The sequence below is a fragment of the Shewanella sp. SR44-4 genome (genome assembly GCF_014163715.1).
Classification (GTDB): Bacteria; Pseudomonadota; Gammaproteobacteria; order Enterobacterales; family Shewanellaceae; genus Shewanella.
Genome location: NZ_JACJDU010000025.1, coordinates 12,552 through 35,613, shown reverse-complemented (window position 1 = coordinate 35,613; position 23,062 = coordinate 12,552). Strand labels below are relative to the sequence as shown.

Sequence of the window (23,062 nt, the reverse complement as noted above, 5' to 3'; positions counted from 1 at the left end):
ATTAAAGAGGTAGGTGATGAAAGATAAAATTAAAAGAAAAGATCTTAGGACAAGAGTAACAATAAGATTATCATTCGATAATAAATTGGTTTTAGATAATCATAAAAAATTGCTAGGTTCAGATAGTTATGAGGAGTTGATTATGAGTTTAATAAATAAAACAAGTGGAAGAACTAAGAAAGTATTAGTAGATCCAGAAGGTTATTGTCTAAAATCTATTAACTATTTAATGAAATATTCAACAAATTTAAATCAACTCGCTAAAATTGCTAATGAAAATAAAATGATAAGTGATGAGCAGTTTAAAGAATTTCAAAGGTATACAAATGAATTGATAAAAGTGAAAAGTTACTTAGCTAAAAAGGTTAAAATAATATATGGCAAGATTTAAAATATTGCACGAAGGAACAACGCTAAAAGGTTTGAAAGGCACAATTAAATATAATTCTAAAGATAAAATTGGAATAAATAGCAAGAAAAATCCCCGTTTAATCAGTGTTATATCTAATTGTGGTTTTTGTAAAAATGTAAATGATAGTAATGATTATATGCAACTTGTAGATAACTTTACATTATCTGTTCAATCAAATGCCCAGCTTGCTACAAATTCTCGCCAGAAGTATCTCTATGAACATTCTATGATTTCATTTTCAATTGAAGATGATGCAGTTAGAAGCCTTGAACAACTTCAATACTTAGCACTTGAAACTTGTAAGACTTATGATCCAAGTTTTGAAGATATTCCTTATATGCTCTTTCCTCAGCAGGATAGCGGGAAAATTCATTTTCATATAGTAAGAGGGTTTCACGATGAAAGCGGAAAGTATCATCGAAAAGTACAATCTGGTCGAAAAATGGAAGCAGCAGCTCAAAAGATAGAGAGAAAGCATAATTTAACTTTAACAGGAAATAATAATCCAGCTAACTATATAATAAAAAATGGTAAAAAAGTTTATTTCCCACAATACAAAAAAGATAGTAAAAAACTAGTTAAAAATAAAATCATAGATATTGAAAGTGCAACTAATCCACACCTGAAAAGAAGGAGTAAAATTGATAGTAAGATAAAAACTAATAATTTTATTATGAATGAACTAACTAGTGTTAAAAATAATGTTACAAATGAAACCTTTTTAAAAATAAAGTCAATAAAAGAAAGGATTTACTTGTTGGAAAATAATAGTTATACATTTATACAGAGAACTTTTAGAAATGATGAGTATAATGACAGTCAAGATGTTTTGTTAAAAAAATTTGAATTGGAAAATATTAAAAAAAATGCTTTGGTAAAAATAGGGAAAATTAATATAAGTGGAACATCAATTCTTTCTGAAAATAAAAGGTTAGAAAGTTTTAAAGCAAAAGATGATAAAGTTATAAATGCAAGTAAGGTTAAGGTTAATCTCATAAAAAAAAGTTTTTTAAATATTGATGATTTCAAGTTTACAATTAATGATGCTTACAGAAATTCAAAAAGCGCAATTGATTTTGTCAATAAAATAAATATGAAAGGTATCGATATATGCGTTTCAAAACGAGATAATGGAATGGGCGGAATTACCTTTGCAAGTGATCATTTCTCAATGGCTGCGGGGAAAGTAAATTCATATTTAACTTATGGTAAAATAAAGAGAAATGATCCTGAGCTGTTTGATTTTTTAAATAACTTAGAAGGGTTAAGTAGTTTAGTTTTTAATATGGAAAGTCCAAGTGTTAAACCACTGAATATTAAGGTTTTAAACAGAAACTACAAGCAATATATATCTGATGAAGGTGATACTTTAATTTACTACAAGAAGAAAAATAATGATCAATACCCAAATAACTACAATTTAAAAATTAACAATGATAAGACTAAAATTTCTATCGGTCAAAGAAGCAATGAACACGATATTAAGCTTGTATATGATATTGCAAAGCAAAGTGGCTGGACTAATGCAAAGTCTAGCTCTAAGGAGCTTATACAGCGTTCTATGCGTGTTGCATATGCTGAGAATAAATCAGATTTATTTTTCTTCTCAACCCATAAACCGAGTTTAACAATGTCAGATCTTAAAAGTATCGTAGGTAATGATCGACTCTCCAAAGACAATCTTATAAAACTTTATGATAGTGATTTAATTGTTGAATCTGAAAGGAATGAGATGAGGATTTTTGTAATGAGTCAATTAAAGCTACAGAATGAAGATGTTAAAATAATTGGTAAATTATTGGATAACAGAGAAACTTTAAGATCTTCATTAGATGTAGATAATAGTTCGAGAAAAAAAATGGTCATAATAGAGTATGAAGATCAAAAGAAAAAAATATTAAAAAAATTAAATGTAGATAGTATATCTATCTCTAGTCCATACCAAAAACCAAGTGATCATTTCCAAAGCAAGCTAAAACCTTATTAAAAAGTCTATAATATTGTTTTATAATGGAATTTATAATGCTCATCAAGGACTTTAGCATTTTGATTGTTTGGGTGTTTATATATAAAGTCAACTCCAGAATTATCAAATGCATTTTTAATTTTTGCTATTTTGTTATTTCTTCTACTAACTTTGTTTAACATCAAAACTTTAATCATATAGTTTAAATCAAAATATCCAGATGGCTTTAATTGAGTCAGTATCTTTAGTTTCGTGGATCTAATGTCAGTTATTTCTTTTAAAGAGTATAAGTCTACTTTATTAAACCCATTGTTATTAGCTATCGTTGTTAAATACTCTTTTGAAAGTTTAAAATATACTTGTTTATCTTCGCAACTTAAAACGTCAAAGAATAAACTATTAAAATCATTTATTATTTTTTCAAGCTTTTTGAATGTTAATGACTTTCTAGGTAGAAAACTATCATCGGAAAGGTAACCTTTTAATGAAAAGTTTTGTATCCCATTTATTTTATTTGTTCTATAAACCATCGTTGCGTGTGATAATATCGCAATGAATATTTTCATCTCTATATTATTCTCAAATTTAAAAAGTTCATAGTGTAATTTGTTTTTTCTATTCATTAGTTCGTGTGATCCTGTAAAATATTTAATCATAACAATCCTTTAATTTTATTTCAGTTAAATTATATATTGGGAGTGATATGCATTATAATATTTTTGTTGTTATTACTTTACAAAATGCAATAAAAGGTTATATTTATATATATCACTTCCCTGGTAAGAAGTTTAACTTTAGAAGTCGCAATTTATATTGCGACTTTTTTTGTTAATATAATTACTAAAACATAGTTAGTTAAATTGTCAAATGTGCCTATGTCTGTAGCCAGCAAATGCCTCTAAGTGTATTTTGCTAATGCCTTGAAGTGTTACCCTATTAATATAAATAATAAAGAATAATAAAGAATAATAATAAAGAGTTTAGTTGGGGATTAAATCTCAAGCAGAAAAGCTTCTGATGGTAAAGCGAAGTGAATGGCGCTACGTTTCTATAATAATAGATTATGTTTTTATTATTATCAATGTCACTCTTTATTTAAATTAATTAATTCCTTGTCGAAGCATTTAATAGCTTCTGCCCATAAAGGTTTATGTTTGTTACATTTATCATCAATAATAAGTGATATGACATTAAAGCCTTTTTCGTTTAATATTCGCTTTCTTAATGAATATTTATGTTCATCCTTTTTATTAATGTAGCAATTTTTTGCAATATCTTTGTCATATCCATATTCTTCTTGGCAATCATAGTAGGCCAATTTTAACCAACCATTATCTCCCGCTTTGAGATTCTCAGTTGAGTATGAAATCGGGATAAACACTAAAAAAGTTATAATTGTAATAAATTTATGCATTATAAATCCAAATTTTATTAATCTTATTAAACATAAATGATACACCTTAATTTTTCCCGTATCCATTTTTAGATTTTAATGAAATAAATTTATTTTTAGGTAAATGACATAACCTTAACCTTGGCGGGTTGCCCAAGAGCATCAAAGTAAGGATTTAAAATAGGCTTTCCTACAAATTCCTCAATGCTTTTTTGTGCTCTTTTTTGTGCCTGTTCATTTAAGATAGAACGAGCACCATAGCTAACAATATCATTAGTTACATCAAAGCAAGTTGTTACAGATCCCACACAGAAACAAGTTTTACTATTGGTTAGCCTCGTAACATTAGAAGCACAAAAATCGCATAATCTACCTAAAAATCATTGGTTGTGGTTTAATATAGCGAATTATAATAATTAGGGCGTAAAGATGCTTAACTGGTTAAAGTCAAAAAAAAATAACAATAAAAATCAATATGATTTAGATAAGAAAATGCAAATTGAGTGCCTTATTCGCTATTGGTATAAAACAATTGAAAAACACGAAGATCGCTTACCCAAAGAGTTTATAAATGACAGTGTTGATCCAAAAGTCATAACTAAGTTTATGACTGATGTTGTTCAATTTGGTTGGGAAGTGAATGCTAAAAATATGACGGGTAAGGGGTTTTCTAACAACTCTGTTATTCAACCTCATATTGGAGCGCTAAGTTGTGCCGTTTTACATTATTTTACTAATTTTTCGGATGAAGATAGAGATGTTTATATTGGAGCGACTTGGTGGGCTATGTGTTTTGCAATGTTAGACGATTTAAAACCTGATTCTACAATCCTTGAATTGACAGTTGCAGTAAACTGTAAAAGAAAGTTACTAGACAGCAAAGGCTTAGAATAAAATGCCTAATTTGTAGGTAATTGACATAACCATAACATGTTATGTCCTCCGGCTGCGGCGATTTCAAGCCCGTGTTTTGCCTGATATTGGCCAATGACATCGCTCATACATAGCGATGATTGCATCAGAGGTTCTTCTTCAATCCACTCGGGTAAGGTATCGAGTAACGGCAATTGTGCTTGGCCATGTAGGAATGCCGCCAAGTTTTGCAAGTGAGCGACAAAATAACTGTGCTTATAGCCAACCAGCTCTGCTTCATGTCTATTTTCGATGGGCATAAAAAAATGGTGCTGATCATTACGTGCCGCAATAATGGCTGGTAATAATCCACTGCAAGGTCGAATTTGCCCAGAAAGAGCCAGCTCACCAACAAACTCGCATTGGTGTAACGCTTTAGCTGGAACTTGATTTGATGCGGCGAGAATACCGACTGCAATAGGCAAATCATAGCGGCCACCTTGTTTTGGTAAATCTGCTGGGGCTAGGTTGACGGTAATTCTTTTTTGAGGGAATTCAAATCCCGCATTAATCAACGCACTTCTGACACGCTCTTTGGCTTCTTTGACAGAAGTTTCTGGCAGTCCGACTAGATTAAATGCGGGTAAACCGTTGCTTAAATGAACTTCAACAGTGACTCTTGGCGCTTCTACACCACAACTTGCTCGAGTAAATACACAGGCTATCGCCATCAACAATTCCTTTTGTTTGAATAATATACAAATGAAGAGGTGGTTACAGTTTAGCAGTGATGTTTTTTTTTGCGTGATAAAGGCTAAATAAGTGAGATAAAGTTGTGCTTGTAAGCTAGTTTAAATGACTGATGTTGAGTAGAATACCGTCGCTTTATAGTTCACAAGGACCGATTATAAATAGGTCTGTTGTCGTGAAACACTATAATGATATTCCATCACTCGTTATTTCTATCTGTATTGAATCATTAGCCTTATTAATTTGAATGTTAATAAATGGCTGAGGTCTTGCATTTGCCCATTTTGCAACAAAGATATGTACATACATTCCTGATATTTTGGCTAGTATTCAGGTAAAGGTAAACTATGAGCCTCTCTGATAATTTATTGATCATCTTGTGCCTGATCGGCATTAGTTGTTTTTTTTCTATGTCTGAAATTGCCCTCGCGGCATCACGAAAAATGCGTTTGCAATTAATGGCTGATGAGGGCGATTTACGTGCCGCAAAAGTGCTTAAACTTCAGGCGCATCCAGGCAGTTTTTTTACCGTGGTACAAATCGGACTCAATGCGGTCGCGATTATGGGCGGTATTGTGGGTGAATCAGCCTTTAGACCTCATTTTGAACAATTACTGTTGCCTTTACTCGGCAATGAGTGGGGTTTACAGCTGAGTTTTGTTTGTTCATTTGTGACGGTCACTTCGTTGTTTATTTTATTTGCTGATTTGATGCCTAAACGAATTGCTATGGTGATCCCAGAGCAAGTCGCGGTCACTTTTGTAATGCCAATTATTTTGTGCATTAAAGTATTAAAGCCGTTTGTGTGGATTTTTAATGGTTTGGCCAATGCAATTTTTAAATTATTGCAAGTGCCTACAGCACGTAACGACCAAGTCACCCATGATGATATTTACGCCATGATGACAGCCGGTACTGAAGCTGGGGTGATGGATAAAGGCGAACAACAAATGATGGAAAACGTGTTTGAAATGCAGTCGGTGTCGGTGACCTCTGCAATGACAGCACGTGAAAGTTTAGTGTATTTTTTACTGCAAGACAGCGAAGAAGACATCAAACAGAAAATTGCTAAAAACCCGCATAACAAATTTTTAGTTTGTGATGGTCAACTGGATATGATCAAAGGTTTTGTTGATGCAAAAGAGTTACTGATTAGGGTAATTAACGGCGAGAACATCACCTTAAAAGGCAGTACGTTAGTGCATAACTGCCTCATCATTCCAGATACGTTAACCTTGTCTGAGTCGATGGAATATTTTAAGAATAATCGTTCCGACTTTGCGGTGGTGATGAACGAATATGCTTTGGTTGTTGGCATAGTTACCACCAATGATTTACAAAGTGCCGTTATGGGCGCGTGGTCATTACATGAAAGTGAAGAACAAATTGTTGCCCGTGATGGTAACTCTTGGTTAGTCGATGGGGTGACACCGATTACTGATGTAATGCGAGCATTTAATATTGAAGTGTTTCCGCATAATCAAAATTACGAAACCATTGCTGGTTTTATGATGTATATGTTGCGCAAAATCCCCAAACGTACTGACTTTGTCAATTATGCAGGTTACAAATTTGAGGTAGTCGATATTGACTCATACAAAGTCGACCAACTACTGGTTACTCGGTTAGATATTGAGATGCCGCCACTGCCTTAAGTCAATTAGCTTAAACAATCTACACGGCACCATTAAATGATGTCTAAGAACGCACTAATGATTGGATCATTGGTGCGTTTTTCTTTACAGCAACAGCCTAATTCAAATGGCGGGATCGGGATTGGCGAAGCTAAGGTTTGGATGCGATCTCGTACCGGACTATTGTGGATCACCGCTTCTGGGCTAATACCAACACCACAGCCGAGCGCGACCATAGAGACAATCGCCTCCTGACCAGAGACTTGGGCATAAATATTAGGTTTTATGCCCATTTGCTTAAACCATAAATCAATCCTTTTTCTGCCGGGACCATGGTCCGGTACGATATAGGGCAGTTTAGCCCAGTCAATTTTTGGCTGGTTTACCCATTGCTGAACTTGGCATTGTATTGTGGGCGCAATGACGGAAATCGGTACTTTATCAATCGGAGTAAAATGCAAGCTACTAGGAAACGCCTCCGGTAATGCAATAATAGCAATATCGGCGCGATTTTTTTGAATTTGGTTGACCGCATTGGCTGGATCTCCCGTGTTGAGATTGATATCGACATGGGGATGCTCACGTCTAAACCGATCTAACAGTGCCGGTAAATGGCTATAAGCTGCGGTAACTGAACAGTACAAATTAAGATTGCCATGTAAAAACTGTTGGCTTGGGTCAATTCGACTGCGCAGCTGGGTCCATTCCGATAATGTTTGCTCTGCAAAACGTTTAAATTCAACGCCTGCGTGGGTAATCGTGACGCTTCGATTGTCTCGGTCAAATAATTTACTGCCCAGTTCCTCTTCTAACCGCTGCAACGCACGGCTTAAGGTTGACGGACTAACATGCGATTGCTCCGCCGTTTTGGCAAAATGCAGGCTATCGCATAAGTGTAAATACATTTTAAGTGAACGGATATCCATCACAGCACCTTCAAGTACGCATTAAGTTGAGTGTAAGTTAAATATTAGGTTAAGCATTCCATGTTGCATTAATTGCAACGTCATGTCCCGAATATATCATTTTAAGCAATCATATGCATGCGCTATAGTGACTTCAATCACAACGCTTAGGGTCGCTGACTTATAAGATGTTGAGTCCCAAATTACTAAATTTTATAGGTGGTATCAGATGGCTAACTATTTTAACTCTCTGAATTTACGTCAACAATTAGCTCAATTAGCACAATGCCGCTTTATGGACCGTACTGAATTCAGTGACGGTTGCCAATATATTAAAGATTGGAATATCGTGATTTTAGGTTGTGGCGCCCAAGGCCTTAACCAAGGTTTAAACATGCGTGACTCAGGCCTAAACATTTCTTTTGCCTTACGTCCACAAGCTATTGCAGAAAAGCGTGCATCGTGGCAAAAAGCCACCGATAACGGCTTTAAAGTCGGCACCTTTGAAGAGCTTATTCCTGCGGCTGATTTAGTGTTAAACCTTACACCAGACAAGCAACACACTAATGTTGTAAACGCGGTTATGCCATTAATGAAGCAAGGTGCTACGTTATCTTATTCACATGGTTTCAATATCGTTGAAGAAGGCATGCAAGTTCGTCCAGACATTACTGTGGTTATGGTTGCGCCAAAATGCCCTGCTACAGAAGTCCGTGAAGAATACAAGCGTGGATTTGGTGTGCCAACATTGATTGCAGTGCATCCAGAAAATGATCCAAATGGTGATGGCTTAGAGATTGCTAAAGCTTATGCCAGTGCTACCGGTGGCGACCGCGCCGGTGTATTAATGTCATCGTTTGTGGCTGAAGTTAAGTCAGATTTGATGGGCGAGCAGACCATTTTATGTGGCATGTTACAAACGGGTGCCATTTTAGGTTACGAGAAAATGGTGGCTGATGGTGTTGAACCTGGTTATGCCGGCAAGTTAATTCAACAAGGTTGGGAAACCGTTACCGAAGCGCTTAAGCACGGTGGCATTACCAACATGATGGACCGCTTATCAAACCCAGCTAAAATCAAAGCATTTGATATGGCTGAAGAGTTGAAAGTTATCCTTAAGCCATTATTTGAAAAGCACATGGACGACATTATCAGCGGTGAGTTCTCTCGCACTATGATGGAAGATTGGGCTAATGATGACGCTAACTTGTTGCGTTGGAGAGCTGAAACCAACGAAACCGCATTTGAAAATGCGCCTGTGTCATCTGAACATATCGATGAACAAACCTATTTTGACAAAGGTATTTTCTTAGTGGCAATGATCAAAGCGGGTGTTGAACTTGCATTTGATACCATGGTTGCAGCAGGCATTGTTGAAGAGTCGGCTTATTATGAATCGCTACATGAAACACCGTTGATTGCCAATACAATTGCACGTAAGCGTTTATATGAAATGAACGTGGTTATTTCGGATACGGCTGAATACGGTTGTTACTTATTTAACCATGCAGCGGTACCTATGTTACGTGATTATGTTAACGCTATGCCATCTGAGTATTTAGGTGCTGGACTTAAAGATCAAGCAACAGGTGTTGATAACCTTCGCTTAATCGACGTCAATGAACAAATTCGTAATACAGAGGTTGAGTATATCGGCGCTGAGTTACGTGGTTACATGACCGATATGAAAAGTATTGTTGAAGCGAGCTAACGTATAAGGTCACTGGTGAAGTACCTGTTCAGTGTTTTTTGCAACATGTTTATGTTGTCGTTGTCGGACAGGCATCAATCGAAACGTCCTAATGTTATTGATTAGGACGCTGAAAAAACAAATTGTTAGATTGAGTTCTAATTATTTATTCGTTGAACTCATGCGTTAAGTTTTTGTTGTTGTTTGCATTGTCTCGGCAGGGAAGCTGAATTTTTTTTATAATGGCAATTTTTTAGTTGTGCTGGATAAATCTTTTATGGTACTTGTTAGTTATACCGTAATGTTATTTGAACATAACCAAACGAATTAATACTAGAAACTTAGGATACAGTCTAAAACATGTTAAACCACACAGCCATTCTCATTCTCGAAATTATTACCGTAGTGATTATTAAGTCACAGCGGGGGTGGCGTTTTGGCAACTAGACTGACCTAAGAGTCAAACAGATTGCAAAAACCCCCGCTCCGAAAGGACCGGGGGTTTTTTAGTTTTAGGCTTAAGTAAAACCAAAGACCCAATATTACACAGTAGAGCAGCAGATACATTGACGAAGTAGAGAGCAACATATGGAAGCAGGACAGAAAATGCGCGGCGCGGATGCAGTAATCAAAGTGCTAGCAGCACATGGTGTGACAACCGTATTTGGTTATCCTGGTGGGGCGATTATGCCAATCTATGATGCCCTTTATGGTGGTCCTGTAGAGCACTTGCTTAGCCGTCATGAACAAGGTGCCGCGTTTGCTGCCGTGGGATATGCCCGTGCTAGTGGTAAAACCGGGGTGTGCTTTGCAACATCAGGCCCAGGGGCCACTAACCTAATCACCTCACTTGCCGACGCTTTACTTGACTCGGTTCCACTAGTTGCCATAACGGGCCAAGTGTCTACTAGTGTTATCGGTACCGATGCATTCCAAGAGATAGATGTATTAGGTATGTCGTTGTCATGCACCAAACACAGTTTTATGGTCACCGACATCAATGAGCTTATTCCCACCTTATATCGCGCTTTTGAAATTGCAGCAGAAGGACGTCCTGGTCCGGTTTTAGTTGATATTCCCAAAGACATTCAACTTGCAGCATTAGAATACAAAACCCCCCTTCAAAGTGTTAATGATGAATTACAGCCTCTGGTGACTGACTTAGATGCGGCAGCGGAATTAATTAAGCACGCTAAGAAGCCTATGTTGTATGTTGGTGGTGGTGTGGGTATGGCTGGCGCAGTTGCGCAGTTGCGTCAGTTTATCGACACCACAGGCATTCCATCAGTGGCAACGTTAAAGGGTTTGGGCAGTATTGCACATGGCACTAAAGGTTATTTAGGCATGTTGGGTATGCATGGTGGCAAAGGGGCAAACCTTGCTGTGCAAGAATGTGATTTATTGATGGTCGTAGGCGCGCGTTTTGATGACCGCGTTACCGGTCGGCTTGCGAGTTTTGCCAGTAATGCCAAAGTATTGCATTTAGACATCGATGCCGCCGAAATCGGTAAGTTACGTCAAGCTGACGTGGCGATAGCTGCTGAACTTAGCATAGTGTTACCTGCATTAACGGCCGCCGTTACTGGCAAACTGGATATTGCTCAATGGCAAGCCGATGTTGAGGAGTTATCCCGTAAGCACCAATGGAATTACCAACATCCAGGTGATTTAATTTATGCGCCAGCGATGTTACGCCGTTTAGCTAATAAACTACCAGAAGACAGTGTTGTTGCTTGTGATGTCGGCCAGCATCAAATGTGGGTTGCACAGCACATGTGGTTCCGTCGTCCTGAGGATCATTTATCCAGTGCTGGCTTAGGTACTATGGGTTTCGGCTTACCTGCTGCTATTGGTGCCCAAGTTGCCCGACCTGATGCAACTGTGGTCACGGTCTCTGGTGATGGTTCGTTTATGATGAATGTTCAAGAATTGACCACCATTAAGCGTCGTAAATTACCGGTAAAAATCTTACTGATTGATAATCAAAAACTGGGTATGGTTAAGCAATGGCAACAGTTATTTTTTGAAGAGCGTTACAGTGAAACAGACTTATCTGACAATCCTAACTTTGTCCTGATGGCATCGGCGTTTGATATTCCAGGTCGAACGATAACGCGAGCGGATCAAGTCGAACAAGGGTTAGATGATATGTTGAATAGTAGCGGTCCTTTTATGTTACATGTGTCGATTGATGATGCTTTTAATGTATGGCCTCTAGTGCCACCGGGTGCGAGTAATAGTGAAATGATGGATCAAATGGAGAAGCAAACATGATGCATGCATTAGAAATAACCGTTCAACAACGTCCCGAAGTACTGGAACGCGTGCTACGTGTTACTCGCCATCGTGGTTTTAAAGTCACCCAAATGCAGGTTCGCATTAATGAAGACGCCAGTATGGCGGTCGATTTATGGGTTGAGGCCGAACGTGCCATTGAATTGCTCAGCAACCAGTTAGATAAATTAATCGATGTCACGCACTGTAAAGTGCTATCGGCGGCACCATTAAACCAAGTCGCCAACGGCTAGAGCTTACGATTAAATCCAGCACGATTTAGTTAGAGATTATTTAGTTAGAGACTATTTAGTTAGAGATTATGTAGTTAGAGATTATTTTAGTCGTTATAAGGTGAATAAACCGATAACGCGATCCACATTAAACAAGGATATTAGCAATGCCAAAATTACGTTCAGCAACCAGCACCGAAGGCCGCAACATGGCAGGCGCCCGCGCACTATGGCGTGCCACTGGCGTGAAAGAAAATGATTTTGGTAAACCTATCATCGCGATAGCCAATTCGTTCACTCAGTTTGTACCTGGGCATGTGCATTTAAAGAATATGGGATCATTGGTTGCAGGTGCCATTGAAGAAGCAGGCGGCATTGCCAAAGAATTTAATACCATTGCCGTAGATGACGGTATTGCCATGGGCCATGGCGGCATGCTGTATAGCTTACCGTCGCGCGAGTTAATTGCAGACAGTGTTGAATACATGGTCAATGCGCATTGTGCAGATGCATTAGTGTGTATTTCTAACTGCGACAAAATTACTCCTGGCATGTTAATGGCAGCGCTACGGTTAAATATTCCGGTGGTATTTGTATCCGGTGGACCAATGGAAGCGGGTAAAACCAAGCTATCTGATCAAATTATTAAGCTTGATTTAGTTGATGCCATGATCGCCGGTGCAGACTCTAATGTCAGTGACGAAGACAGTAAGCAAATCGAACGCAGTGCTTGCCCTACTTGTGGCTCATGCTCGGGCATGTTTACTGCTAATTCGATGAACTGTTTAACCGAAGCCTTAGGCTTATCGTTACCGGGTAACGGTTCCATGCTCGCAACTCATGAAGACCGTCGTGAATTATTTTTAGAAGCGGGTCGTCGCGTGATGATGTTGGCTGAACGTTATTACAAGCATGACGATGAAACGGCATTGCCACGTAATATTGCGTCATTTAAATCATTTGAAAATGCCATGGTACTTGATGTTGCCATGGGCGGTTCATCTAATACAGTGTTGCATTTAGTGGCTGCCGCGCAAGAGGCGGAAATTGACTTTACTATGGCCGATATTGATCGCATATCGCGCTTAGTGCCTCATCTATGTAAAGTTGCACCATCAACGCCTAAATATCATATGGAAGATGTTCACCGTGCTGGTGGGGTGATGGGTATTTTAGGCGAGTTAGATAGAGCAGGTTTAATCCATAACGATGTACCGCATGTGGCCGCAGACAATGGCGGCGATTTAAAATCAGTTTTAGCTAAATACGACATTAAACAAACTAACGACCCAGCTGTGATCCGCTTTTTTAGTGCCGGCCCTGCTGGTATTCCAACCACTAAAGCATTTAGCCAAAATTGCCGTTGGGACAGTGTTGATGACGACCGTGAAAATGGTTGTATTCGCTCGCGTGAGTTTGCCTTTAGTCAAGAAGGTGGCTTAGCGGTATTGTCAGGTAATGTGGCCGTTGATGGCTGTATTGTCAAAACGGCAGGGGTTGATGAGTCTAATTTAACTTTTGTTGGTAGTGCTCGCGTGTACGAAAGCCAAGATGATGCGGTAGCCGGTATTTTAGGCGGCGAAGTGGTTGAAGGTGATGTGGTTGTTATTCGCTACGAAGGCCCAAAAGGTGGCCCTGGTATGCAAGAAATGCTGTATCCAACAACCTATTTGAAATCGCGTGGGTTAGGCGCTAAATGTGCGTTAATTACCGATGGTCGTTTTTCGGGTGGTACTTCTGGTTTGTCTATTGGCCATGTGTCACCAGAAGCAGCATCAGGTGGCACTATTGCACTGATCGAAAACGGCGATCAAATTGCGATCGATATTCCCAAGCGCAGCATTCAATTAAATGTCAGTGAAGCAGAGCTGACTCAGCGTCGCACTGCCATGGATGCTAAAGGCCCGTTAGGTTGGAAGCCGGTGTCTCGTGAGCGTTATGTGTCATTAGCCCTTAAAGCTTATGCATTATTGGCAACCAGTGCTGATAAAGGTGCTGTACGCGATCGCACTAAGCTGGAGGGGTAATATGTTGGCTTTGGCGTCTCAAACTCAATTAGATTTAGCGCATTATTATTTACAGAAAATTTTGCTGTCGTCTGTTTATGATGTGGCTAAAGTGACGCCACTGTCGAGCATGAATAAATTGTCTGCTCGCTTTGGTTGTCAGGTGTATTTAAAGCGTGAAGATATGCAACCTGTGCATTCATTTAAAATACGTGGTGCCTACAACCGTATAGCAGCGTTAACTCAAGATGAGTGTGATAGAGGTGTGGTGTGTGCATCGGCGGGCAATCACGCTCAAGGGGTAGCGATGTCTGCTGCCAGTCGCGGTATTGATGCCGTAATTGTAATGCCTAGTACCACGCCAGATATTAAGATTGATGCTGTGAAACGCTTAGGTGGCAATGTGGTGCTTTATGGGCAGGCGTTTGATCAAGCCAATGACTATGCAAAGAATCTGTCGGTAACAGAAGGGCGTGTTTATATCGCTCCTTTTGATGATGAAGCGGTTATTGCGGGGCAAGGCACTATTGCGCAAGAAATGGTCCAGCAGCAACGCGATATCGAAATCGTGTTTGTGCCCGTTGGCGGTGGTGGCTTAATTGCCGGTATTGCGGCTTATTATAAAGCGGTCATGCCACAAGTGAGGATCATTGGAGTCGAACCCGAAGATGCCGCTTGTTTAAAGGCGGCATTAGAAGCCGATGAACCAGTGACACTGGCTCAAGTCGGTTTGTTTGCTGACGGCGTAGCGGTTAAACGCATTGGTACTGAGCCATTTCGCTTAGCGCGTGAATACGTTGATGAAGTGGTTACTGTTACTTCTGATGAAATTTGTGCGGCAGTAAAAGATATTTTTGAAGATACCCGCGCGATAGCTGAACCTGCAGGGGCCTTGTCGATTGCTGGGCTTAAAAAATACATGGCCCAACAAGGTGACTCCATTAATGCACCGAAAAAAGTCGCGGCAATATTGAGTGGCGCCAATGTGAATTTTCATAGTTTACGTTATGTGTCTGAACGCTGTGAATTAGCTGAGCAAAAAGAAGCGGTACTAGCGGTAAAAATCCCTGAAAAGCCTGGCAGCTTTTTACGTTTTTGCGAGTTACTCGATAAACGGGTGATGACCGAATTTAACTATCGCTTTAGTAGCCGTGACATTGCGGTGGTATTTGCCGGCATTCGTCTTACCGGTGGCCAAGTAGAGCTAAGCGAAATTATCGCTAAACTTGAGTCTGAAGGCTTTAAAGTTCAAGATTTATCCCAAGATGAAACCGCTAAATTACATGTGCGTTATATGGTTGGTGGTCACCCACTTGAGCCACTAGAAGAGCGCTTGTTTAGTTTTGAATTTCCTGAGCATCCAGGGGCATTGTTGAAGTTTTTAACCACTTTACAGAGTAAATGGAATATCAGTTTATTTCATTACCGTAACCATGGGGCAGCCTTTGGCAGGGTGTTAACTGGGTTTGAAGTTCCGGCTAAAGACGACGTGGCATTTGCACAGTTTTTAACGGAGTTAGGTTTCGTTTATCAAGAAGAAACCCACAGCCCGGCATATCAGTTATTTTTAAATAGCGCTAAAGCAAAATCGTAAGCCATTGTTAACTAAACTGATCTCGGGATAAGAGACGAAGATATGATAATAAAGATCATAAACTTAGACGTTTATCACTATCAAACTTGTCATTTGTTTTACTAACAAGGCGAATAGACGCGTCAATAGCGGGTCTATTGCAAATTAATTCAACACCGTTAGCAAGGCAAAGGGCTGTTTGAGAGGCGTTTGTTATCCCTAGTTCAGGTTAACGACCATTCTGAGGTGATTTAGTGCTTCAATGTGGTATTGTCAGTTTGCCTAAAACGAAAAAATATTCGTAGGTTTGTAGAAACGATTACCAACGACCACTAATAAATTGATGTTAATGTATTTTGCAGCAACTGATTGGTATAGTTTGCTTTATATGTAGGGTAAATTTTTCCAGATTCATACTGAATTATGAATTTCGACCTCATTTTAAGGAGACATTGATGTTACCCGTACCAACAATTCCAGCTTTTATGCCACCGCGCCGAATCTTAATGGGTCCAGGCCCATCTGATGTGTATCCTGAAGTGCTTGCGGCACAATCAAGGCCGACTATTGGCCACCTTGACCCATTATTTGTTGGCATGATGGATGAGCTAAAAAGCTTAATTCAATATGCTTTTCAAACTAAAAACGAAATGACCTTAGCTGTATCTGCCCCAGGCAGTGCTGGCATGGAAACCTGTTTTGTCAATTTAGTTGAACCAGGTGAAAAGGTAATCGTGTGTCGTAATGGGGTGTTTGGTGAGCGCATGCGCCAAAACGTTGAGCGTGTTGGTGGTGTTGCAGTTGTGGTCGACAATGAATGGGGCGAACCCGTATGCCCAGATAAAGTTGAAGCTGCACTTGTCGCGCATCCTGATGCCAAATTTTTAGCCTTTGTACATGCAGAAACCTCAACGGGTGCGCTGTCGGATGCCAAAACATTATGCACCTTGGCGCAATTACATGACTGTATCAGTATTGTTGATGCGGTGACCTCATTGGGTGGCGTTGAACTGCTGGTGGATGAGTGGGGCATTGATGCCATTTATTCAGGCAGCCAAAAGTGCTTATCTTGTGTGCCTGGTTTATCTCCGGTGTCATTTTCTCCTAAAGCCGTTGCTAAACTAAAAGCTCGTACCACCCAGGTGCAGAGTTGGTTTTTAGATCAAACCTTAGTGATGGGTTATTGGGGCAATGGCGCTGGTGCTAAGCGCAGCTATCATCATACTGCACCCGTTAATGCATTATATTCCCTCCATGAGTCTTTACGTTTGTTAGCCAATGAAGGGCTCGAAAATGCCTGGGCAAGACACCGTAAAATGCATCAATTATTACGCGATGGATTAACCAAGCTTGGATTGAAATTTGTGGTTGAAGAAGCGTCTCGTTTACCGCAACTTAATACCGTTTATATTCCAGATGGTGTTGATGATGCTGCAGTGCGTAAGCATTTATTGGAAGAATATAATTTAGAAATTGGTGCAGGCTTAGGTGCTTTAGCGGGTAAAGCATGGCGCATCGGCTTAATGGGCTATGGTGCCCGTCGTGAAAACGTCGCCCTTTGCTTATATGCATTAGCAGAGTCTCTTAACCAGAACTGAGGTTAACAAGCTTAGTGGGTGTAAAAAAATGACGCTAAATAGCGTCATTTTTTATGTCTGTAAATGAGTTAAAACGATTACAGAGTCCGTAATATCAATCGTTATTCCGAATTTAGGTTAGTTACTCGGCAAACTTTTTTTCTAACTCATTCACTTGCGCTTGTAATGCTTCAAGCTTCTCGCGGGTTTTAAGCAACACATGTTGCTGAACCTCAAACTCTTCGCGCGATACCACGTCCAGTTTCATCAATTGGTTTTGTAATATCTGCTTGCTGCGTTCTTCAAACTCACCGGCAAATTGCTTAACACCGCTGGGTAAGTTATCGCTAAGTTGTTTCGCGAGCTCTTCTATTTTCTTTGGATTAATCATGATGATTCCCTACTGAGACATTGATTTAATTGTAACCGAGGTAAGCGCTTTTCCAAACACTAAGTGTGATTTTTCGTTAACCGTCATCAGTTGATTCTGCTATGATCCGCCTTCGTTTAAGGCTAAGCAAGGTGTAATGATTAATGAAACTCAATCCAGGGCAAAATGAAGCCGTACATTATGTATCGGGTCCATGCTTAGTGCTCGCTGGCGCGGGGAGTGGTAAAACACGTGTAATCATTAATAAAATTGCTTACTTAGTTGAAAAGTGTGGCTATAAAGCTCGCAATATTGCCGCAGTAACCTTTACCAACAAAGCCGCCCGTGAAATGAAAGAACGTGTTGCTCAGTCTATGGGGCGCAAAGAAGCGCGCGGATTATGGATTTCTACTTTTCACACCTTAGGGCTCGAAATCATTAAGCGCGAGCATAAAGTGCTTGGGCTTAAAGCGGGTTTTTCATTGTTTGATGACCAAGACACTTTCGCGTTATTAAAAGAACTGACCGAAGATGAGTTAGATGATGATAAAGACCTGATCAAATCTTTGGCATCAGCGATATCGAATTGGAAAGGGGGATTAGTGATCCCTCAGCAAGCAAAAAATATGGCAAAAGATGAGCAAAGCCAATTATTTGCCATGTTATATGCCAGGTATGCTCAGCATATGAAATCTTATAATGCGCTCGATTTTGATGACCTAATCTTAATTCCAACCTTATTATTGCGGATGAATGAAGAAGTCCGCACCCGTTGGCAGACTAAAATTCAATATTTGCTGGTGGATGAGTATCAAGATACCAATACCAGCCAATATGAGTTAGTTAAATTACTGGTGGGCGAGCGAGCACGTTTTACGGTGGTAGGTGATGATGATCAGTCTATTTATTCTTGGCGTGGTGCAAAGCCACAGAACCTGGTGTTATTAGGGACTGACTTCCCAAGACTTAAACTCATAAAGTTAGAGCAAAATTATCGTTCAAGCCAACGTATTCTTCGGGCAGCCAATATTTTGATTGCTAACAACCCTCATGTGTACGACAAAGCGTTATTCAGTGAGTTAGCTTACGGTGAGCCCTTAAGAGTATTAATTGCCGCTAACGAAGAGCAGGAAGCTGAACGAGTGGTTGCCGAGATCATTCGGCATAAGTTTGTTGGGCGGACTAAGTTCGGTGATTACGCCATTTTATACCGAGGTAATCATCAGTCTCGTTTACTTGAACGATCGCTTATGACCAACCGTATTCCTTATAAGCTTAGTGGTGGTACTTCATTTTTTTCTCGTGCAGAAATTAAAGATATCATGGGATATTTACGTTTAGTGGTGAACCCTGACGATGACAATGCTTTTTTACGGGTGGTTAACTTACCTAAGCGTGGTATCGGCCCTGCATCGCTGGAGCGTTTAGGTAATTTTGCCAATCAAAAGCATATATCATTATTTGAAGCTATTTTTGATGTTGAACTCAACCATCACTTAGCACCAGCTGCGGTTAACTCCTTGTATCAATTTGGTAAATTTATTGTTGATACTGGTGAAGTTGCCACGCGTGGTGAGCCTGTCGAAGCGATTAAACAGCTTATTCGTAAAATAAATTACGAAGATTACTTATACGAAACGAGTACCAGCGCTAAAGCGGCTGAAATGAGGATGAAGAATATTTCGGAATTATACCGCTGGGTTACCGAAATGCTCGAAGGTGATGAGTTAGATGAACCGATGACGTTACCAGAAGTAGTTACTCGATTAACCCTGCGCGACATGATGGAACGCAACAGCGAGGATGAAGGTGGCGATCAAGTTCAGTTAATGACGTTACATGCCTCTAAAGGACTGGAATATCCTTTTGTATTTATGGTGGGCGTTGAAGAGCGCATTTTGCCGCATCAGTCGAGTATTGACGAAGACAATGTCGATGAAGAACGCCGTCTGGCGTATGTGGGTATTACCCGTGCACAACGTGAATTGTGGTTTGTAATATGCCGTGAACGTCGCCAATTTGGTGAAACAATGCGATGTGAGCCGAGCCGTTTTTTACTTGAGTTACCGCAAGATGACTTAATTTGGGAAAACCGTAAGCCTGTTCAAACAGAAGAGCAGCGTGTCGAAACCAGCAAAAGTCACATCGCCAACATACGCGATATGTTTAAAAAATAGTGCTAATTGGGCTGGACTTATTGATTAGGCACAGGCCTTATGTGGCTTTTTTTTTTCGTTAAAAAGTTTACTGATCGCTCGTCCTTGACCACGCACATAACCCAGTTCTAAAAACTGCCTTACTTGTTGTTGTGTGTCTACTGTGGTGGCGTACATATCGAAATTAAGTGTTTGTGCCGTCAGTTGGTAAGCTTTGACTAATTGTAACTGTTTGTCATTGAGTAAATGCTTACTGATGTCATCATCTAACTTTAATGCCTTAATCGGTAAAAAGCTCAGGCAACTGAGTGAACTGTAACCTGTGCCATAGCCATCGATCCCGATTTGCACGCCTAGTTGCGAGATGAGCTCGAAACCATTGATGTGGTTTTCGGTGTCTTGCACTAGTGCTTTTTCGTTAAAGAATAATATTAATTTCTCAAGATTGATGTTGCTACTTTTAATCGTTTGCTTGAGATTGCGTAATACGAATTTATTTTTGATGTGCTGGCTGCTAATGGATAGATGTAAGTATACTGACGGTCCATATTTTTGTTTAAGAAATTGATACTGTTCACTTAAGTGAGAAAAAATATAACCGTCGATATTAAGTGTGAGCTGGTATTGTGCGGCAAGACTTTTCATTTTGCCATGTTCAATTATGCCTTGTTTGGGATGGTGCCACTCAACGTGAGGTTCAATGGCAATGATTTCACCATTAGTAAAATCGACCACTTCAACGTAGTTAATTTCAAATTCTTGTTGGTCTAGGGCGTTTTTAAAATCAATTTCCAATTCATGTTGTAGCTTAGATTGTGCGCTGAGCTTGTCGTCAAAAATAACATAACAACCCTTACCATTAGCTTTAGCCTGATACATAGCAGCGTCAGCATCACGAAGTAGTGACTCGCTGGTGACTAATTTATTACGTCCACTAAATGCAATTCCGATACTGGCACCTGAGATGAACTCTTGTTTGGCTAGCTGATAGGGCATCGACAACGCTTGTAAAATACGATCACTGACCTCGATTGCATCTTCCGTGGCATTAATAGAATCCAGCAAAATAACAAATTCATCACCGCCCATTCTTGCTAGAGTGTCATTTTCACGTACACATGACTTGATACGTTGTGCGGTTTCAATTAAAAAGCGATCGCCTTCGAGATGACCAAAAGAGTCATTGATCACTTTAAAGCGGTCGAGATCGATAAATAATAATGCAAATTGATCTAATCCATGCCGGCGCAAGTGTTTTAATGCTTGTGATAATCGTTCCATTAAATAGCTGCGATTGGGTAACCCTGTCAGTCCATCATGCTGAGCATCGTGTAAGAGTTGATCTTCAATCTTTCGGCGCTGATTAATTTCTTGTTGAAGATTGCTGTTCAGTTCAGCGAGTGCTCGAGTGCGTTTAACGACTTTATCTTCTAACTGCTCATGGCTATTTTTCAGTGACTCAGCCGCCAATTTACGTTCAATAGCATTGGCCATATGCTGAGACACAAACGTCAGCAACTCTAAATCTTTCAATTGATAAATATGAGCGTCACCCAAGCTATAAATCGTTAATGCGCCAGCGACATCGCCATTAATGATCAGCGGAATGCCTATCCATTGATGCATTCTATCGGTTTTGTTTAATTCTGGTGATTTTGCGTAAATCTCACCATTAGCAACCATGTCAGCGATATCTTTAGATGATAATAACCGCGGTAATTTATGTTCTAGGATGTATTCTGTTAGCCCATCCTGCATAGGACGAGAGGCTGGATATTCGGTTGTCATTTGCGAAACATAGAAAGGAAACGACAACATATTGTTATCGTTTATCAATGAGATAAAACAGTTATCAGCCGGTATTAATTGACTCATAATAGTGTGAAGTCGTAAATAAAAGTCTTGTTGGAGTACATTTGATGCAGATAAATCGGCAATTTCGAATAAGGCTTTTTGCAATTTTTCGGCTTTAACTCGTTCCGTTATCTCTTTTTTGACTTTTTCATAAGCTTGGCTGAGTTCTTTAGTGCGTTCAACAATGGCTTGTTCTAGTTGTTCATGATGCTCAAGCCGTTCCATTACCCCAGAAATATGATGGCAAATGAAACCCATTAATTCTAATTCAAGTTCACCGTAGGTATTGGCTTCGTTATAGCTTTGTACAACAAGTACACCACTGACGACATCTTGGTTCTTGATGGGTACGCCAAGCCATTGGTGACTTGGAGAGCCAAGACTTTTAATATCGCCACTGGCGATCAATTCATTAAACTTATTATCGTCGCATAACAAAGGTGTGCCATTACGGAGCACATAACCTGTTAAACCACTATTAAGTAATGCTGATATTTCTTGGTCTGGGTAGAGTTCCGTTGGGTGAGAATCTTGTTGGTCGGCAAAAAAAGGTAAACTTGTCAGTCCGGTTTTTTGGTCTTGAGATGCAATAAAAAAGTTTTCTGCAGGGATAAGTTGCTGCAGATGTAAGTGTACTCGTTGATAAAAATCATCAAGTGAAGTGACCTGGGTCGCAATATTAGAAATACCCAGTAAAGCGTTCTGAATAGTCTCAGAACGTTTATATTTTTTAGCCAAACGCTTTAAGCGAGCGATCCTTTTTTGCAGATGCTCGACTCGTGGAGAGGCTATTGAGTGACTTATTGCAGTATCCATACCCTTGTTGACCGTTATCCTATTAATTATGTGAACAAATTATTGTTGAACAATCATTATAATTACCATAAATACAAATGTGATCCAAGCTAAATTAATGTCAGTATAAAGTTAATAACTCTCGTAAATGAGTGCGAATAAGTAAGAAGTGAGCAAATAGTTAGCGTAAATGAGTCAAAAGTTAATCAGTCAGTTAAAAAAAGCAAATCAGGGCTAGACGTGACGGTGTTTTATCCCTAATATATGCGTCGCTAACCAAGGCGAGCGCCCATAGCTCAGCTGGATAGAGCGTACCCCTCCGGAGGGTAAGGCCGAAGGTTCGAATCCTTCTGGGCGCACCATTCGGCATGTACTGTTTCTGTCGCATTGGTTAGTAGAATTGAAAGTCAGTGGTGATTGTAGCTCAGTTGGTAGAGTCCCGGATTGTGATTCCGGTTGTCGTGGGTTCGAGCCCCATCAGTCACCCCATTCAATTTGTCGTTTTATATAGTTTTATTTTCGGTGATTAGCGCAGCCCGGTAGCGCATCTCGTTTGGGACGAGAGGGTCAGAGGTTCGAATCCTCTATCACCGACCACATCCCCGCTTTCTTATAGCGAATT

General features: G+C 39.7%; 17 protein-coding genes, 3 tRNA genes and 1 pseudogene. 14 read left to right on the top strand and 7 right to left on the bottom strand.

Annotated features, from left to right (window positions below; translation table 11 throughout):
• The first annotated feature begins 16 nt into the window (after positions 1-16).
• Both H5125_RS12795 and H5125_RS12790 read left to right on the top strand, forming a co-directional pair.
• Positions 17-391, top strand: a complete 375-nt coding sequence (locus tag H5125_RS12795; protein WP_182744412.1) for a hypothetical protein — start codon at positions 17-19, stop codon at positions 389-391.
• Positions 378-2,399 (top strand): relaxase/mobilization nuclease domain-containing protein, encoded by a 2,022-nt coding sequence (locus tag H5125_RS12790; protein ID WP_182744411.1) that lies wholly within the window; start codon positions 378-380, stop codon positions 2,397-2,399. The genes H5125_RS12795 and H5125_RS12790 overlap by 14 nt, the downstream gene beginning before the upstream one ends.
• Before the next feature lie 5 nt (positions 2,400-2,404).
• On the opposite strand, the gene H5125_RS12785 is transcribed toward H5125_RS12790, so the two are convergent.
• From H5125_RS12785 to H5125_RS12775, 3 genes are all read right to left on the bottom strand, one after another.
• A complete protein-coding gene (locus H5125_RS12785) occupies positions 2,405-3,001 on the bottom strand; it encodes a hypothetical protein (protein WP_182744410.1) in 597 nt (198 codons plus the stop codon).
• A gap of 461 nt (positions 3,002-3,462) precedes the next feature.
• Positions 3,463-3,792 carry a hypothetical protein gene (locus tag H5125_RS12780; RefSeq protein ID WP_182744409.1) on the bottom strand — a complete coding sequence of 110 codons (330 nt, stop codon included), beginning with the start codon at positions 3,790-3,792 and terminating at the stop codon, positions 3,463-3,465.
• Positions 3,793-3,887: 95 nt separating this feature from the next.
• Positions 3,888-4,079, bottom strand: a complete 192-nt coding sequence (locus tag H5125_RS12775; RefSeq protein ID WP_182744408.1) for a hypothetical protein — start codon at positions 4,077-4,079, stop codon at positions 3,888-3,890.
• Positions 4,080-4,200: 121 nt separating this feature from the next.
• Between H5125_RS12775 and H5125_RS12770 the strand changes: the two genes are divergently transcribed.
• Positions 4,201-4,665 carry a hypothetical protein gene (locus H5125_RS12770; RefSeq protein ID WP_182744407.1) on the top strand — a complete coding sequence of 155 codons (465 nt, stop codon included), beginning with the start codon at positions 4,201-4,203 and terminating at the stop codon, positions 4,663-4,665.
• Between the two features lie 26 nt (positions 4,666-4,691).
• Here the strand turns inward: H5125_RS12770 and H5125_RS12765 are convergent.
• Positions 4,692-5,354 (bottom strand): annotated as a pseudogene (locus H5125_RS12765) (magnesium chelatase domain-containing protein); the annotation flags it as partial.
• A gap of 366 nt (positions 5,355-5,720) precedes the next feature.
• Here H5125_RS12765 and H5125_RS12760 point away from each other — a divergent pair.
• Positions 5,721-7,028, top strand: coding sequence for a hemolysin family protein (locus tag H5125_RS12760; protein WP_101087269.1), 1,308 nt, complete (start codon positions 5,721-5,723; stop codon positions 7,026-7,028).
• Between the two features lie 32 nt (positions 7,029-7,060).
• On the opposite strand, the gene ilvY is transcribed toward H5125_RS12760, so the two are convergent.
• Complete coding sequence (gene ilvY, locus H5125_RS12755; protein ID WP_101087268.1) at positions 7,061-7,933, bottom strand: HTH-type transcriptional activator IlvY; 873 nt, start codon at positions 7,931-7,933, stop codon at positions 7,061-7,063.
• Between the two features lie 208 nt (positions 7,934-8,141).
• On the opposite strand from ilvY, the gene ilvC reads away from it, so the two are divergent.
• The 6 genes from ilvC (at position 8,142) to H5125_RS12725 (ending at position 17,286) form a co-directional block, all read left to right on the top strand.
• On the top strand, positions 8,142-9,623 hold the full coding sequence (ilvC, locus tag H5125_RS12750; protein WP_182744406.1) for a ketol-acid reductoisomerase: 1,482 nt from the start codon (positions 8,142-8,144) through the stop codon (positions 9,621-9,623).
• A 567-nt stretch (positions 9,624-10,190) separates the two neighbouring features.
• Positions 10,191-11,876: an acetolactate synthase 2 catalytic subunit gene (gene ilvG, locus H5125_RS12745; protein ID WP_162022166.1), complete on the top strand. Its 1,686-nt coding sequence runs from the start codon at positions 10,191-10,193 to the stop codon at positions 11,874-11,876.
• Positions 11,873-12,130, top strand: a complete 258-nt coding sequence (gene ilvM / locus H5125_RS12740; RefSeq protein WP_011635912.1) for an acetolactate synthase 2 small subunit — start codon at positions 11,873-11,875, stop codon at positions 12,128-12,130. Before ilvG ends, ilvM begins: the two co-directional genes overlap by 4 nt.
• 146 nt (positions 12,131-12,276) lie before the next feature.
• Positions 12,277-14,136, top strand: coding sequence for a dihydroxy-acid dehydratase (gene ilvD, locus H5125_RS12735; RefSeq protein ID WP_162022167.1), 1,860 nt, complete (start codon positions 12,277-12,279; stop codon positions 14,134-14,136).
• Between the two features lies 1 nt (position 14,137).
• On the top strand, positions 14,138-15,709 hold the full coding sequence (ilvA, locus tag H5125_RS12730; RefSeq protein WP_182744405.1) for a threonine ammonia-lyase, biosynthetic: 1,572 nt from the start codon (positions 14,138-14,140) through the stop codon (positions 15,707-15,709).
• A gap of 434 nt (positions 15,710-16,143) precedes the next feature.
• The gene (locus tag H5125_RS12725) at positions 16,144-17,286 is read left to right on the top strand and encodes an alanine--glyoxylate aminotransferase family protein (protein WP_101087262.1); all 1,143 of its coding nucleotides are present in this window, start codon (positions 16,144-16,146) and stop codon (positions 17,284-17,286) included.
• Between the two features lie 121 nt (positions 17,287-17,407).
• On the opposite strand, the gene ubiK is transcribed toward H5125_RS12725, so the two are convergent.
• A complete protein-coding gene (ubiK, locus tag H5125_RS12720) occupies positions 17,408-17,656 on the bottom strand; it encodes a ubiquinone biosynthesis accessory factor UbiK (protein WP_059746313.1) in 249 nt (82 codons plus the stop codon).
• Between the two features lie 143 nt (positions 17,657-17,799).
• Between ubiK and rep the strand changes: the two genes are divergently transcribed.
• Positions 17,800-19,812 carry a DNA helicase Rep gene (gene rep / locus H5125_RS12715; protein ID WP_182744404.1) on the top strand — a complete coding sequence of 671 codons (2,013 nt, stop codon included), beginning with the start codon at positions 17,800-17,802 and terminating at the stop codon, positions 19,810-19,812.
• 24 nt (positions 19,813-19,836) lie between these two features.
• Here the strand turns inward: rep and H5125_RS12710 are convergent, their stop codons facing one another.
• Positions 19,837-22,461: a diguanylate cyclase domain-containing protein gene (locus H5125_RS12710; protein ID WP_162022171.1), complete on the bottom strand. Its 2,625-nt coding sequence runs from the start codon at positions 22,459-22,461 to the stop codon at positions 19,837-19,839.
• Positions 22,462-22,725: 264 nt separating this feature from the next.
• Here H5125_RS12710 and H5125_RS12705 point away from each other — a divergent pair.
• The 3 genes from H5125_RS12705 to H5125_RS12695 all read left to right on the top strand — a co-directional run bounded on the left by H5125_RS12705 (position 22,726) and on the right by H5125_RS12695 (position 23,037).
• A tRNA-Arg gene (locus H5125_RS12705) sits at positions 22,726-22,802 on the top strand.
• A 51-nt stretch (positions 22,803-22,853) separates the two neighbouring features.
• Positions 22,854-22,929, top strand: a tRNA-His gene (locus H5125_RS12700).
• Between the two features lie 31 nt (positions 22,930-22,960).
• Positions 22,961-23,037, top strand: a tRNA-Pro gene (locus tag H5125_RS12695).
• Positions 23,038-23,062: the final 25 nt, after the last annotated feature.